Origin of the sequence: Solimonas flava DSM 18980 (assembly GCF_000426685.1) — a bacterium.
Lineage (GTDB): Bacteria > Pseudomonadota > Gammaproteobacteria > Nevskiales > Nevskiaceae > Solimonas > Solimonas flava.
Map to the genome: position 1 here is coordinate 26977 of NZ_AUFV01000013.1, position 13738 is coordinate 40714.

11 protein-coding genes and 2 pseudogenes are annotated in these 13738 nt (G+C 62.8%); 9 read left to right on the forward strand and 4 right to left on the reverse strand.

Translation table 11 applies throughout. The features are described from left to right. Nucleotides 1-1693 precede the first annotated feature (1693 nt). The 3 genes and pseudogenes from K343_RS25065 to K343_RS24575 form a co-directional block, all read left to right on the forward strand. Nucleotides 1694-2179 (forward strand): annotated as a pseudogene (locus K343_RS25065) (RES family NAD+ phosphorylase); the annotation flags it as partial. 83 nt (nucleotides 2180-2262) lie between these two features. Continuing rightward, a protein-coding gene (locus K343_RS0114150; protein ID WP_154662578.1) for an IS3 family transposase occupies nucleotides 2263-3419 on the forward strand; the annotation gives its coding sequence in 2 pieces (ribosomal slippage) (nucleotides 2263-2503 and nucleotides 2503-3419; 1158 coding nt in all). A 43-nt stretch (nucleotides 3420-3462) separates the two neighbouring features. After that, nucleotides 3463-3933: a hypothetical protein gene (locus K343_RS24575; RefSeq protein ID WP_154662579.1), complete on the forward strand. Its 471-nt coding sequence runs from the start codon at nucleotides 3463-3465 to the stop codon at nucleotides 3931-3933. Between the two features lie 223 nt (nucleotides 3934-4156). On the opposite strand, the gene K343_RS0114160 is transcribed toward K343_RS24575, so the two are convergent. The 4 genes and pseudogenes from K343_RS0114160 to K343_RS0114170 all read right to left on the reverse strand — a co-directional run bounded on the left by K343_RS0114160 (nucleotide 4157) and on the right by K343_RS0114170 (nucleotide 8969). Beyond that, nucleotides 4157-5380, reverse strand: coding sequence for an IS256 family transposase (locus tag K343_RS0114160; protein WP_028008645.1), 1224 nt, complete (start codon nucleotides 5378-5380; stop codon nucleotides 4157-4159). Further along, complete coding sequence (locus K343_RS24105) at nucleotides 5284-6396, reverse strand: transglutaminase-like domain-containing protein (RefSeq protein ID WP_161628897.1); 1113 nt, start codon at nucleotides 6394-6396, stop codon at nucleotides 5284-5286. The genes K343_RS0114160 and K343_RS24105 overlap by 97 nt, the downstream gene beginning before the upstream one ends. A 545-nt stretch (nucleotides 6397-6941) precedes the next feature. Beyond that, nucleotides 6942-7786: pseudogene (locus K343_RS24110) on the reverse strand (IS1595 family transposase). A 157-nt stretch (nucleotides 7787-7943) separates the two neighbouring features. Further along, on the reverse strand, nucleotides 7944-8969 hold the full coding sequence (locus K343_RS0114170) for a hypothetical protein (protein ID WP_028008646.1): 1026 nt from the start codon (nucleotides 8967-8969) through the stop codon (nucleotides 7944-7946). A 129-nt stretch (nucleotides 8970-9098) separates the two neighbouring features. On the opposite strand from K343_RS0114170, the gene K343_RS24585 reads away from it, so the two are divergent. From K343_RS24585 to K343_RS24590, 6 genes are all read left to right on the forward strand, one after another. Then, nucleotides 9099-9284: a hypothetical protein gene (locus tag K343_RS24585; RefSeq protein ID WP_154662581.1), complete on the forward strand. Its 186-nt coding sequence runs from the start codon at nucleotides 9099-9101 to the stop codon at nucleotides 9282-9284. Between the two features lie 126 nt (nucleotides 9285-9410). Next, nucleotides 9411-9866: a hypothetical protein gene (locus K343_RS0114175; RefSeq protein ID WP_028008647.1), complete on the forward strand. Its 456-nt coding sequence runs from the start codon at nucleotides 9411-9413 to the stop codon at nucleotides 9864-9866. After that, nucleotides 9863-10129: a hypothetical protein gene (locus K343_RS22205; protein WP_028008648.1), complete on the forward strand. Its 267-nt coding sequence runs from the start codon at nucleotides 9863-9865 to the stop codon at nucleotides 10127-10129. The genes K343_RS0114175 and K343_RS22205 overlap by 4 nt, the downstream gene beginning before the upstream one ends. 903 nt (nucleotides 10130-11032) lie before the next feature. Continuing rightward, the gene (locus tag K343_RS0114185) at nucleotides 11033-12046 is read left to right on the forward strand and encodes a hypothetical protein (protein ID WP_028008649.1); all 1014 of its coding nucleotides are present in this window, start codon (nucleotides 11033-11035) and stop codon (nucleotides 12044-12046) included. A 455-nt stretch (nucleotides 12047-12501) separates the two neighbouring features. Beyond that, on the forward strand, nucleotides 12502-13443 hold the full coding sequence (locus K343_RS22210; protein WP_161628898.1) for a DNA methyltransferase: 942 nt from the start codon (nucleotides 12502-12504) through the stop codon (nucleotides 13441-13443). 65 nt (nucleotides 13444-13508) lie between these two features. After that, the gene (locus K343_RS24590; RefSeq protein WP_154662583.1) at nucleotides 13509-13736 is read left to right on the forward strand and encodes a hypothetical protein; all 228 of its coding nucleotides are present in this window, start codon (nucleotides 13509-13511) and stop codon (nucleotides 13734-13736) included. The last annotated feature ends 2 nt before the right edge of the window (nucleotides 13737-13738 follow it).

The following is a 13738-nucleotide window of genomic DNA, read 5'->3' on the forward strand; positions in this document are numbered from 1 at the left end:
ACGACAAGAATAGAATTGCAACGACAAATTGTTACGTTTTCTTTGCGGGGAAGCGCGCGCCGCACTCACCCGATTTACCATCGGTAATCCCCCCGCTTTCAGCGGTCGCCAAAAGTGGAGCTAAGCGGCCAAGGCAAGTTTCTGCATTGGTGTGATGCCGCCAAGCGCCATGTTCGGGCGCTCATGGTTGTAAGTCCAGAGCCAGCGCGTGGCCTTGTCCTGCACCTGCTCGCCAGCTCCCGATAGATCCGGTACCAAGGCGCCGGTCGACTTCGACTTCAACTACACGCCGGTCTCGGATCAATATCCGGCCTCGGCGCCGGGCCGCTACGTGACGTCGGAAGGCGACACGCTGCGCAAGGTTGCGCTGACGGTATGGGGCGATGCTGACCTGTGGTACCTGATCGCGGATGCCAACGGGCTGAGCGGCTCCGAAGCATTGCCGGACGGGCTGTCGCTGATCATTCCGAACCGGGTCAGCAACGTCCACAACAACAGCGAGACGTTCAAGCCGTACAACGCCGCCGAGATCATCGGCGACGTCACGCCGCAGCCGCCGGCGCCGCCGGCCAAGTCCTGCAATCCGATCGCGCAGATTTTGATCGTGGTGGTGACGATCATCGTGGCGATCTATGCGCCCTACGCCCTAGGGCTGACCACCTATGTAGAAGGTACTGGCTTCGTAGCGACAGCTGCCGTCGCGGGCAGCACCACGGCGACCGCCGTGACGGCCGGTGTAGTAGGCGGTGCGGCGGGCAGTATCGCAGGTCAGACCGTAGCGGTCGCCACGGACCAGCAGGACAGCTTCTCATGGCGCGCCGTCGCGCAAGCCGGCCTGACCGGCGGCGTGACGATGGGTCTGAGCTCGCCGGGCAGCACCGCGGCATTCAACAGTGCGTTCGGCGGCCCTACCGCCGGCTTGGTGGCGCGCACGGTACTCAGCGCAGCGGCAGGGCAAGGCATCAACGTGGCGCTCAACGATCACACCCACTTCCAGTGGAGCGCGGTGGCCGGTGCGGCGCTGACGACGGGCCTTCTGGGCCGGTCCGGCATGGGCGAGATGGACACGATGCTCGGGCTGCCGAACTCGGGCAACATCCTGACGGACACTTTCAACAATATCGTCGCCGGCACCCTGAACCGCAGCGTGCAGATCGCACTGGATGGGCACGGCAAGCTGAACTTCGCGAACATTGCGGCGGATGCGTTTGGCACTGCACTCGGGAACTACATTGTCGGGGAACTGAAGCCGATGCCGTCCGCTGCCGGCCTCGATCGAGAGGCCGAGGCACAGATGCGCGCGGAGATGGCTGCGGAGGAATCGGAGCGAGCAGCCGGCACAACGGGTTGGCTCGTACCCGTATCCGCAACGGTGAACGCGCCCGATGCCACGCAGGCGGCTGGAGATGTGCCGTTTTACCTGAATCGGAATTCGGCGAATCCGGGCTCTCTGAGCATCACCGTCACGGGCGGCAGAGTCGCAGCCTCGCAAGCGGAGTTTGATGCGTATATCGGCAACACTGGATATGCCGGAGCCTCGGTAGGAGTCAATCCACCTGTCGACAACACCACGCTTGGAAGCGCGCTACGCGATACTGGTCGAGCGGTCGTCAACGCCGGCATTGATGTGGTGGAAGGTGTGCCGAACTTGCTGAGTGGTGCGCTGCCGGGATTCCCGGACTACGTGCCATTCATGCAGAACCTGCGATTGCCGTATGACACGCCGGCTTTCGGAGTGACACTGGAGGTCCTCAGTGGGTTTGGCGCAGCGAAGGCATTCAGTCTCGCTGCTGAAGGTGCAACGGTCGGAGAGGCAACAAATGTATTCCACGCCACGACGAGCCCGCGTGCTGCTGACAGCATTCTGACGAAAGGCATAGACCCCGCTTTCCTAAATCCGGATAGTCGCTTTGGACCAGCGTTCTATGTGGCTGAGGCACCTGAAACGGCTCTCGCAGAACTTGCTCATCATGGGGCCGCGCCTACTACCGGGATTCGATTTGAGTTGAACTCCGATGCCGCGAGGACTTTGGATTTGACGGTACCTGAGGTGGCAGAAGCCTACGGGTATCGTGGTGGGCCGATCTCATCTGAGACTCAGGCGATTGGTGCGCGTGCTCTTGATGAAGGCTTTAACGCCATCAAGTACAACTCTCTGCGAGGATCAGGGGCGAATTACGCGGTGCTTGATAACTTCAACGGGTTCTACCCCGATAGCACGGACACTTTCGAGAAGGCCGATACTGGCCAAAAGGAGTGTTCATGTCGAAGCGAAGGAAGTTCAGTCCGGAGTTCAAGCGGGGTGCTGTTGAGCAGACGCGCCAGCCGGGCGTCAGTTGCGCTCAGGTCGCCCGGGAGCTGGGCATCCGGGACAGCCTGCTGACGCGCTGGAAGCGTGAGCTGGAGGGCTCGGGAAAGAGCGCTTTCGTCGGCACCGGCACGGCGCGCGACGAGGAAGTCGCCCGCCTGAAGCGCGAGTTGAACCGGGTGACCAAGGAGCGGGATTTTTTGCGCGCAGCGGCAACGTTCTTTGCCAAGGGGTCGTCCTGAGATACCAGGCGATCGAGCGTTGCCGCAATGAATTCCCGGTTCGTCTGATGTGTCGCTGCCTGCGGGTCTCGCCGAGCGGTTACTACGACTGGAGCGGCCGCCAGCCGAGCGAGCGTCAAGTCGATAACGATCGGCTGCTTGAGCGCATCCGTGAGCTTCACGAGGACAGTCGCGGCGTGCTGGGTGCGCCGCGGATGCACGAAGACCTTGTCGAGCTAGGCGAAACAGCCAGCCTGAATCGCGTCGCCCGGCTGATGGCATGCAACGGCTTGCAAGGCTGGCCCCGGAAGAAGCGCCGGGGCCAGCGTGCCCGGCCTGGCCTGCCACCGGCCGGGGTGCGCAATCTGCTGGAGCGGGACTTCAACGCCCTGGAGCCCGAGACCAAGTGGGTGACAGACATCACCGAGATCCCGACTGCCGAAGGCAAGCTGTATCTGTGCGTCGTGCTCGATCTGTTCAGCAAGCTGGTGATCGGCTGGTCGATGCACCATCGGCAGGATCGTCAGATGGTAATCCGCGCCGTCGAGACGGCGATCGGGCAGCGTCAGGGTGGCTGGTCCGTAATCCTGCACTCGGATCGTGGCAGCCAGTTTCGCAGTAGTGACTATCAGCGCTATCTGACGAGAAATACGCTGCTGTGCTCAATGAGTGCGGTCGGTCACTGCGGGGACAACGCAGCCTGCGAGGGCTTCTTCGGCATGCTCAAGCGTGAGCGCGTCAATCGGACTCGATACGCGACGCTCGACATCGCCAGGGCCGATCTGTTCGACTACATCGAGCGATTCCACAACCCGAGGATGCGGCGTAGAGTCGCCAAGAGGGATCAGAAGTTTTCAGCTCTTTCCAAACCGTCCGTGATTACGGGGTAGAACCCAACGAAGTCCTGAGGGCTTACGGGGTTTCTCCGATCAAATGAAAGCCATCCTTCATATTTTCAACTACACATGTGGGAACTGCGGAAAGAGTTTTCAGGCACCTGCGGCCTTGCATAGCTCGTACGGCGAGTTTCTCATGCGGAGTGAGCGGGGCGCGGAAGCGTACTTAAACGCATCGCAAGATTTGACCTATTCGGAGATCAGCGAAGCCATCCGGCGACACTCTGCAGTAGCCAGACTAAAAGCGCGTAAGCAAGCCGAGGTAGTCCAAGCCATCTTTTCATCACTATGTGATGAAGATAGCGATGGATCTGAATTTCGGATCGGGAGATTGCCGGCGTGCCCCTACTGTGGCGCGACTCAGATATCTCATTGGGAGGCAACCGAACCGCCGCAGCTTGTCGAGAAGGAACTGGCTGCGGTGACGCATAAGAAGTGGGATGGCCTCAGTGCAGCAGAGAAGGAAGCTTTCTTGAACGAAGCTCTCTCTCGGCTAATAGCTGTATGAAAGAGGCCCGGCCTGATCGCCGGGCTCCTTCCTTTAGCCGCTGTGCTGTTTGCTGCTACCAGCGCTGCTGCTGATCGCGCTGCACGATCAGCCCATAGTCGCGCGCGATGATCTCGACGGACTTGCCGCTGGCGCGAACCCAGCGCTGCAGCTCCGGCAGCTCGCGGATCAGCTCGGGTCTGCGGGGCTGTCAGAAATTTTGTGTGTGAGCCGGTTGGTGTAATCAATCGGTCAGCGCGAAACGTTCGCCGAACTGGATGGCGAGTTGCGCTCTGGCAGAGTGCCATGTGATGGGAGGATTCTTCCAGTTCTCGGTGATGTAGCGCAGTGCCAGCCAGATCAGCTTGGTGGCGGCCTGATCGTTCGGAAAATGCCCTTTGTTGCGGATCGCCTTGCGTACCGATGCGTTGAGGCTCTCGATCGCGTTGGTCGTATAGATGATTTTCCGGACGTCGGCCGCGAACGCGAAAAACGGAATCACGGCCTCCCAGTTGCGCCGCCAGCTCTGGGCGATGACCGGGTATTTGCGGCCCCATTCGCCCTGATCGAAGGCTTCCAGCTCGCGAGCTGCCGCTTCGGCGTTATCCGCCCGGTAGATCGGCTTGAGCGCCGCGGTGATGGCCTTGCGCTCCTTCCAGGACGCGAACTGCATCGAATAGCGGATCAGATGCACGATGCAGGTCTGGACGACGGTATCGGGAAAGACGGCGGTGATCGCTTCGGGAAACCCCTTCAGGCCGTCAACGACGGCGATCAGGATATCGTTTGTCCCGCGCGCCTTGATCTCGTTCATCACGCGCAGCCAGAACTTGGCGCCTTCGGTCTGCTCGATCCACAGGCCCAGCACTTCCTTGTGCCCGGACGGGCGCATGCCGATGGCGAGGTACACGGCCTTGTTGCGGACCAGGCCTTCATCGCGGATTTTGACGCGCAAGGCGTCGAAGAAGACGATCGCGTAGGTCGGCTCCAGCGGCCGGGACTGCCACGCCGTGACCTCGTCGATCACCGAATCGGTGACGGCCGAGACCAGGTCCGGTGAGACCTCGATGCCGTACAGCTCGCGAACGTGCCCCTGGATGTCGCGCGTGCTCACGCCGCGGGCGTAGAGCGCGATGATCTTGTCGTCGAAACCCGGAAAGCGGCGCCGGTACTTGGCGATCAGCGCCGGATCGAAGCGGCCATGGCGGTCACGCGGAATCGACAGCTCGATCGCGCCATCCGGCGTCAGTACCGTCTTCGGGCTGCTGCCGTTGCGGTGATTCGACAGGCCCGCCTCGGCTTCGCCTTCCAGATGAACGTCCATCTCGGCATTGAGCATGCGCTCGGCCAATGCCTTCTTCAGGTCGCCAATCAGGCCGCCTGAATCGAGAATCGTCTTGGGGTCACGCCCCGCCAGCAGCGAGTCCAGCAGCTCGGCCGAAAACGGCCCCGTGTCTTTCTTTGCCATACGTCCTTCCTTGCCCGGAGGGCAGTGTATGGCTCAACACACAAAAATCCTGACAGGCTCTCCGCCGCCGACGCGTCAATTTTCAATCCACCGACGATGTCTTCTATCTGTAAATTGTTCTTAGTAGTGACGCTGTCGCTCTTGATCCGGCTCTCTAAATTCGTCGCATATGCCTTCAATTGTGCATCAATCGAGGTGGAATTTGCGTTCTGAACATACGTTACATTCGTTGTTCCTGGATATATTCCCACGGCAGGAACCGAGTTGAGGATGGCGCTTCCGCAGGTCGGCGATGTTTGCGTGCCGCAGCCCATCGCCGCTGCTAGGTCGATCCCCGACTTTTGAATCTGTTCCTTATAAGCCGGATCGTACTTCTTGCTATTCGCCGAAACCCAAATGTGGGCCATTCTCAACGTTAAAAAATTCCCTGTTCCGAGATTTTCGCAGTTGGTCGAGGAGTTAATCTCCGCTGGAATACCGCCATCAGCAAGAAACTGGCAGACCGCCTTCGCTCCACTGACCCCACTCCAAGCTGTGAACTCTGCATTGGATAGTCCAATCGTGCCAATCACGTACCCTGCAGTGACGCCTCCTTCGCGCAGCAGTTCGACCATTAGCTGTGCTTGGTCGAACGCAGTACCTGACTGATCGATGATAGCGCCAGATGCTCCCTTTGAGAGCCCAAAACGAAAGTCCGGCTTGATATTGTCGCGCACGTACTTATAAACGGCGCTCGTATATTCGTCCGTTGCCAGGCGGCCTGCACCGAGAGCCTTAGCTATCTCCCGAATCTCAGGCGCACGCGTTGCACTGTATGCCACTCCATTCGTATGAACTGTGCTATTGCCGTAGTAGTCCCATGCATCGCTCGGAGATGTCAGCGGCGCTTTGAGTAGTTTCACTGCCGGAACGTCCGCTGCAGTCTGCGCCGGCGTTGCGAGGGGATACAGTGTTGCGATGCAGATCAGTGATGCAGCAAAACCTGACCATAGCAAGTTGCAGATTCCCTTCATCATTGTCATTCCCTTTATGCTTTTTTAAGGCGTAGAGCGATAAGAGACCCACAAGCTCTGTGCGCCTTACAGCGTGACCCCAACATATTTGCGACCGACTGCTGCAAATCAAAAGCCAGCAGTGAGACCACCATCAGCGTGGTGCAGGCGCCGCGAGCTCCAACGAAACCGATTTATTGGCCTTGACCTGGTGATCAGATTCCGAAGCGGCAGCAGCAATTGCTGCGTCGGTCGACGCGCTGCTGATTTCCGTAGCGCCGCTTACGGTCGTCCGATTGCCTGCAGCATCCAGCGTGTAGGTTACAGTTCCCGTTGGACCGCTTGAGACCCTGAGCCGCCCTATGTCATCGTATGTGTAGCTGACCGATCCAGCGTAGGAAACGCGGCAGAGCAACAGCAGTAGCACCATAGATAACGATCGCATTCCCCCGTCCCCCGACTATCGATCTGTTATTTGAGACTAGACAACCAGCTATTTCAGCTGCGTGACAAAAATCACAAAAGGAAAATTCCATAAGAATTTCTCGTGATAAGAAAATTCTTCTTGATTAGCAATATCCCTCAGCCATTCTGATGTACGGCAACGGAGAGGGCCTGGTTTGCACCGATGCGGTGATCAGGCGGCGGAGAATGGTCTTGAGGTCGAAGCGGCGATTGAAGCGATAAGCCACTTCGGCGAGATAGCGGGGCGCGTATTTGGCGAAGTCGAAGGCGTGGTACGTGCCGCTGATGGCGGTCTTGAGATTGCCGAGCATGGTGTTGACGGCCCTACATTGGGGATGCAGGGCCGAGGCCCGGCCACCGCCGCAACGGATGGTGTGGTAGTTCGTGATTTCGAGTGCCAGCCCGGCCTTCATACTTGGCAGGGCATCACTGTAGACGAGAGCATCGGCGGCAAGTCTGCGGTTGGCCCAGGTCTGGATGTCGCCCTTGATGAAGCGCATGGCTTCAAAGCAGACAGACGCGCTGCGGCTGGCCGTCGGGACTCGTCTCGACGGCCACGACGAAAGGGACTTTGTTCTCCGAGCCGCGCCCGCGCGTGCCGGGCTTCTCCCCACCCAGATAAGCGTCGTCGATCTCGACGCAGCCTTTGAGAATACGGCCTTGCTCGCGTTGCGTCATCACTTCCATCAGCTTGTGCTTGAGCAGCCAGGCCGTCGGGTAGGACACGCCCAGATGGCGCTTGAGTTCCAGTGCCGAGACGTTGTTCTTCGACTGGCTCAGAAGGTGCATGGCCAGAAACCAGCTCGTCGGCGGTACCTTCGTGGAGCGGAAAACCTTCCGGCCAGCGCGCGGTTTCGAGTGCCTGCTCGCATTGCCGCTGGCTGCCGTACTGCTGAAGAAATTCCACCATCGAGAGTCCCGCTTGAAACTGCACGCGATTCATCGCCATGGCCTTCCTCTCCAGATCAAACCATGACGTCAGCCTCTCAGCTATCGGGCTCAGAACCTGAGCTTCGGCTGAGGGATATCGCTGATCAGAATTTCTTACATCATTTTCTCGTATTTTTACCAGCCGCCCGGAGCACTTCGGCGTTTCGCTCTGCGGTCTACCGCACCTTGAACAGCTCGTACCGGAAGAAGAGCCTGCCCACGTTGCTGAGCACCTGGGTATTCGTCACCTCCCAGTCCCCGACGCTGCCGTCGAAGAATATTCCGTAGGGCACCTCTGCCATTTCGCCGTTTAACGGGCAACTGAGTATCGTGCCTGCATCCGCGGTCGGCGGCTGTCTGTACTGCGAAGGCCCGTCGCACGAGAACTTGAAGCCGGCCGGGAACCTTGCGTAACGCTGTTTCGCGATAGCGAGCTGCTTGTCGCGCGCTTCTGCCGCCGTGGCTTCTCTCTCAGCTTCAATCTGTGCCGCCCGCAAGGCGTTGTCGGCACGCTTCTGCGCCAGCTCAGCCCCCGTTCGTAATTCCTGCGCATTCGACGCGAGAAAAGCTTGGTACTCCGCCTGCGTCACGGCCTGCAACGTGAAAGGCATGTTGCCGGGGCTGAAGGTATCGACATCGTACAGACTGCGGTGCGCGGGCCTGAAAGGCACGGGCTCGTAGTGATAGCTCGTATGCTCCGAATACGTGGCCACATCCATGTAGACGAAGAAGCTGGCGCAGTCGCCACCAAAGAATCCGGTCTTGTAGATATTGCCTGTCTTGGTCGTCGCTCGCCATTCGCACAGCGAACCGGGCTTCTTCCCCTCGTATGAGGCGAGGTTATCCGCCGGTATATGCGTGACCTTCATTCCGTCGCGCAGGTGGAATACCAAGGGGGCGTTCGTCTCCTGGTTGATGAGGTCCACGCAATAAGCGTCGGCCGGCCCGCAATGGCTTGATACGCGGACAACGATTTCATCCGTCGTGAAGAGTTGCCCCTGCAGCCGCCGATACTGGCTGATCTTCCAGAAAACGTCCGGCGCGGTTTCAGCGCTCACCGCATCTGTAACGGACGCCGGCCCCACGTCGAGCGTGTGCTGGATCGCCTTCGCCGCCATCGCATCGCCCGCCATCAGCGCCAATCCCAAGAACACGAATACCCGGATCATCTCCGCCCCCTTTTCCTTGTCGGTCGCTTGCATCTCTAATGGTACTTTCATACCATTAACGGCTACTATAGTGGCCGGGTGCCTCGTCCTCAAGTGCCCATTTCCCCAGACGATTACGGAACCGCGCGGGTGCGCGTGTGGACACCGGAAGGGCGAAGCACGGTGTCCATCGACGGCGACCTGTGGAAATACTTTTGCCGACTCGTGGGCGGCGAGCAGGAAGCCCGCGAGTGGGTCAAGGCGCGATCGAAGGGACCTGTTCCCGCCGGCGTGACGCGCTCGAAAGCGATCGCGCGCGATATGCTCGCGCTGGTGGTCCGTCCATCGCTGCGGGATTCAGATCAATGACCGTTCGATGATGCTAGTGACCGCTGTGCTTCATGCTTCATAGGTAACCAAGCTTCATCGCTGTCCTCATGGCTCCAACACCGTCGTCGACGGTGCCAGCGGAGCCATATCCATCAGGAGACAGTGATGAACGATCTGACCATCCCGGACGCAACCCTCGCCCGGATTCGGCACCTCGCCGAGCACTGGGGCGTATCCCCGCAAGCTGCGCTGGCCGCCGCCGTCGAAGACACGCTCGACGACGTGCACCGCGACCCGGAATACTGGCCGGACGCCCTGTTCGGCGGCGACGCGACGCCGGCATCCTTCGGCCCGGAGCCGGGCTGGAAGACGCTCTGGGACCTGCCCGAATTCCAGAAGATGCACGCGGAGATGATCGCCTTCGAGCGCGAACATCCCGAGTCCGTGCCGTACTTCGAGGACGAGCTCAGCCTGACCGCGCCGATCGCGCGATCCGTCCATGAGCTCGCCGCCCTGTGGGGCTGCCGCTGGCCGCAGACGGCGCTGCGGATCGCCGTCGACAGCGCGCTGGCGGCGGCGAAACGGATGCGGCCCGAAGCCGGAACCGGAGCGTCGCGATGACGCTCTCTCGACAGAAGATCGCCGTGATCGCGATGGTGCTGGTCGTTGCCGGGGTCATGGCAGCGGCCGTTGCAGCAGCCATCGTCAAGAACCGCCGCTGGCACGCGTGGGCCGACATTCACTGCAAGGTCATCGGCGAGTTCTCTGGCAGTGCCGTTCCCATCGTGTCCGTGACCTCCGACGGCAAGCTCAGCACCGGCACGATGTTCGAGCCGGACAAGATTGCGTACCGGTGCGACGACGGCAAAACGTACTGGCGGTGAGCACACACGAACCCGGCCATATGGCCGGGTTTTTGTTTGAGCTTCGAGCGGCAACGCACGCGCTCGGCCATCGCCTCCTGCGGCGCGCGCATGAGGATCGATGCCTATTCGGCAGCGCCACGAGCGCGCTGTTCTCGAAATGCGCAGCGAAGCTGCAGACATGTCGAGTCCTTCGTGCGTAGAGCGCATGTTTCGCGGCGAGGAGGCTCCATGCGAGCGCGCAGCGCGGTCGCTGAAAGCGACGCATGGAGGCCGCGAAACATCACGCGCTCGGAGCACGCGCGCGCCCGGCAGCGAGGGGGTCGCCGCGCAGTCCGCCGCGGGGTCCCCGGCTGCGGCGCAGCCGCAGTTGGGGGCGGACTGCAGACGGCGATTTTCTGCGCGCTGGCGCGCAGAAAAACCCGACGCGGACGGAGCCCGCGTTCAAGGTCGAGCGCTGTGCGGCCGCGGCAGCGGACGCGCAGTGCGAAGCCTCGGCTTGTGCGGCGGACGCGGCAGCGGACGACGCATGAGTCGAGGTCCCAAGGGTTGCCCCGATGCGGCGGCGGACGCGCAGCGGACGACGGCGCATCGGGGTCGAGTGCGCATCGCGCACGAGTCCCGCCGGGAACCGCCGAAGGCGGGCTCCGTCCGCGGAGCGGGCGGGCGCGCGCAAGGCCGAAGGCCGCGCAGGTGCGCAGCACCGTAGGCAAGCGCAGCGGACCGGGGCCCCGGCGTGCCCCGCCGGGGTGGACGCTGTGCGCGCAGCGAGGCGAAAGCCTCGCGCAGGCAAGGACTTGCCTACGGCAAGTCCGCGCAGGCCCGGGTTCAGGGTCCCCATGAAATGGGGTGGTTCCGGGCCGTAGACGAGGCACGCACCTGGAGGTGTCAGGACCAATCGGGTCCATCGCGCGAGATCACCGCATGACGCACAGCAAGCATGATGCAAAAACCTGCAGCAGCACGATCATCGGTCCGATACTGCGGCGCAAGTGGCAAGCGGGCGACTCGGAGACCGGGCGGCGGCACCTGCGCGAGCTGCTCAAGTGGACGTGGAAATGGCGGGTGGTCGACTGGCACATCGCCGCATGCCTCCTCGACATGAAGGACCGGACCGCGCAGGGTCTGATCGCCCGGGCGCGCGAGAAGAAACTGATCCAGGCGATCGCCGCGCCGACGCGGGCGGCGTGCCACGTCCTGACCGCCGCCGGTGCCGAGCTGATCGCCGAGCACATGGACCCGATCTCGCGTGCGGTCGGCGCGGTCACGCGGCGCGGCGAAGTCAGCGGGCAGCGTGCGATCCATGAGCTGCTGTTGCAGCACTGCGCGCTGCGCATCGAGCGGGCGGGCGGCATCGCACACGGCCTGATCCGTGCCGCGGCGGCGGCAGCGAGCGTTGACCTGAGCCAGTGGTCCGACAACGACATCGCGCAGCAGCTCAAGCTCTACCCGACGCGCTACCTCGGCGAGCGCGGCCTGCATCTGCGCCCGGCCGGACAGGCGCCGGACGGCCTGCTGATCATGCCCCTCTGGGTGGGCGACCGCGAGGACGAGCTGCGCATCGCCATCGAAGTGCAGCAGAGCGACGAAACCTGGTCGTCACCGCAGCAGCGCTGGTCCTCGCCGCCGGAGCGCAAGCTGAGCTGGTACGCCGAGGCGCTGACGATCGGGCACGACGATGCCGAACGGCAGCGGCGGCGTCTCAATGGCATCCTGTACTTCGGGACGCGGCGCACAGTGCTCGAACCGTACCAGGCACGCTGGTGCGGGCGCCTGCCGAGCGTTTCGGCCGAAGGTCGCGGCGATGGCCGGCGCTACCACGCCGGCGGCCGCGACGGCACCGGTCCCTGGCGCGACCGGATGGAACCGCTGCTGCAGATCCACGTCGCCGCCGATCTGGAGACCCTGTATTACCCCGGCCACCGTTGGGTCAGCTAGTCAGCCGTGGTTTTCGGCTCGACACTGTCGCGTTCCATGCGGAACGGGGTGCGGGGCCACGCCCCGCGGCAGCGCGCCGTGGCGCGCGGAGACCCTGCGTGCCTGCGGCCGGGCGCAGCTGCTCGACCGCGCGCACGGCCTTCGCGTCCGGCGCTGCCCGGCGTCGGCGCCTCGGAGACTTCGCTGTCGCCGCAGCGCGGCACGCTGCCGGCCGAAGGAACGCACCCGCTCTGCGCCCTCGCCGCCGGGCAGGCTCGTCCGGTGCGGGGAGTCAACAACCTCCCCGCACCGGCTCGCCGTCAGGCTGTGATCGCGACCGTCCGCGTCAAGGCGACCCGCGACAAGCGCGGGCGGCTTGCGCTCCGTTCGACGGCTGCTGCGCAACCGACGAGCCGGTGCCGCCGGCCTTGACCCCGACGGTCGCGGGGACCCTCGGGGCCGGGATGGTAGATTCCGTGTACGAATATTCCATCCCGCCCCTCATGCCCGGTCCCGGCCGTCCCCGCTCGCGCCATCCGCGCGCCGTCGTCAGCCTGCGTCTCGATCCGCGCGACCTGCGGGCCTGGCAGGCGCTCGGCGAGGACTGGCGGCAGCGCATGGTCGAGCTGCTGGAAGCGCGCATCGGGCCGCGCCGGAAGCACCGCCGCACGCCGGGCGAGACGATCCGGCATCCTTTGCCGCCGCCGGCCACGGCGACGCTGTACGCCGGTGACGCACTCGACGTGCTCAAGCAGCTCCACCGCTCAAAGAGAGTCGTGGATGCGGTCATCACCGATCCGCCTTACGGCCAGGGCTATCGCAGCCATCACCGCGAGGACACCGGCGGGCCCTGGGGCAAGTACACGTACGGCGAGAATTTTCGTCCGATTGCCGGCGACGACCGGCCGTTCGACCCGAAGCCGTGGCTGGCCTTTTCCAGGTCGGGACGAAAGCTGATTCTCTGGGGCGCGAACTACTACGCCAACCGCCTGCCGGGCGCCCGCTGCTGGCTGGTCTGGGACAAGCGCGAGGGAGCGACCAGCAATCAGCAGGCCGATGCGGAGCTGGCGTGGACCAATCTCGACGAGCCGGCGCGGGTCTACAGCCATCTGTGGATGGGGCTGATCCGCCGAGGCGAGGAAAACATCGCCAAAGGGGGGAGAAAACTGCACCCGAACCAGAAACCCGTCGCGCTGATGGACTGGTGCTTGACGGTCGCCGAGGTGCGGGCGGGAGCAACCGTGTTCGATCCGTACATGGGATCGGGCACGCTCGGCATCGCCTGCCTGCGGCGGGGTATCCACTACGTCGGGGCGGAGATCGATCCGGGGTATTTCAGGATCGCGGAGAGCCGGATCAGGCAGGAGATCGAACGGCTGGACAGCGGCGCGACGATGACCTGCATCGGGAAGACGTGACGTTCGACACGCATTGACCCGGTGCCGGCACCTGGAGCGGCTGTACCTCCCATCGGGAATCCGTCATGCCGCCAGATTTCGGGCCGCTGTCCGGTCCGGCCCACCGCAGGCCGGGGATGGCCCGTGCGCGCCGTTCCGGACCCGGCGTTCGCCGCCGCAGGAAAAGCGCTACCGCCGCGTGGACGGGCTCGATAAGATCGGACCTGCCCGCAGCGCTGCCCGTGACGCGCGAGGAAGTCTCCGTGCTCCTGTGCCATGCGCGCGATCTGATCGACGAATTGCTGGCGCCGTAACT

Excerpts from the sequence above, each read along its gene's own strand:
- K343_RS24575 (WP_154662579.1), top strand. The coding sequence starts at position 3,463 with ATGAAAGCCATCCTTCATATTTTCAACTACACATGTGGGAACTGCGGA.
- K343_RS0114160 (WP_028008645.1), bottom strand. The coding sequence starts at position 5,380 with ATGGCAAAGAAAGACACGGGGCCGTTTTCGGCCGAGCTGCTGGACTCG.
- K343_RS24105 (WP_161628897.1), bottom strand. The coding sequence starts at position 6,396 with ATGATGAAGGGAATCTGCAACTTGCTATGGTCAGGTTTTGCTGCATCA.
- K343_RS0114170 (WP_028008646.1), bottom strand. The coding sequence starts at position 8,969 with ATGCAAGCGACCGACAAGGAAAAGGGGGCGGAGATGATCCGGGTATTC.
- K343_RS0114175 (WP_028008647.1), top strand. The coding sequence starts at position 9,411 with ATGAACGATCTGACCATCCCGGACGCAACCCTCGCCCGGATTCGGCAC.
- K343_RS22205 (WP_028008648.1), top strand. The coding sequence starts at position 9,863 with ATGACGCTCTCTCGACAGAAGATCGCCGTGATCGCGATGGTGCTGGTC.
- K343_RS0114185 (WP_028008649.1), top strand. The coding sequence starts at position 11,033 with ATGACGCACAGCAAGCATGATGCAAAAACCTGCAGCAGCACGATCATC.
- K343_RS24590 (WP_154662583.1), top strand. The coding sequence starts at position 13,509 with ATGCCGCCAGATTTCGGGCCGCTGTCCGGTCCGGCCCACCGCAGGCCG.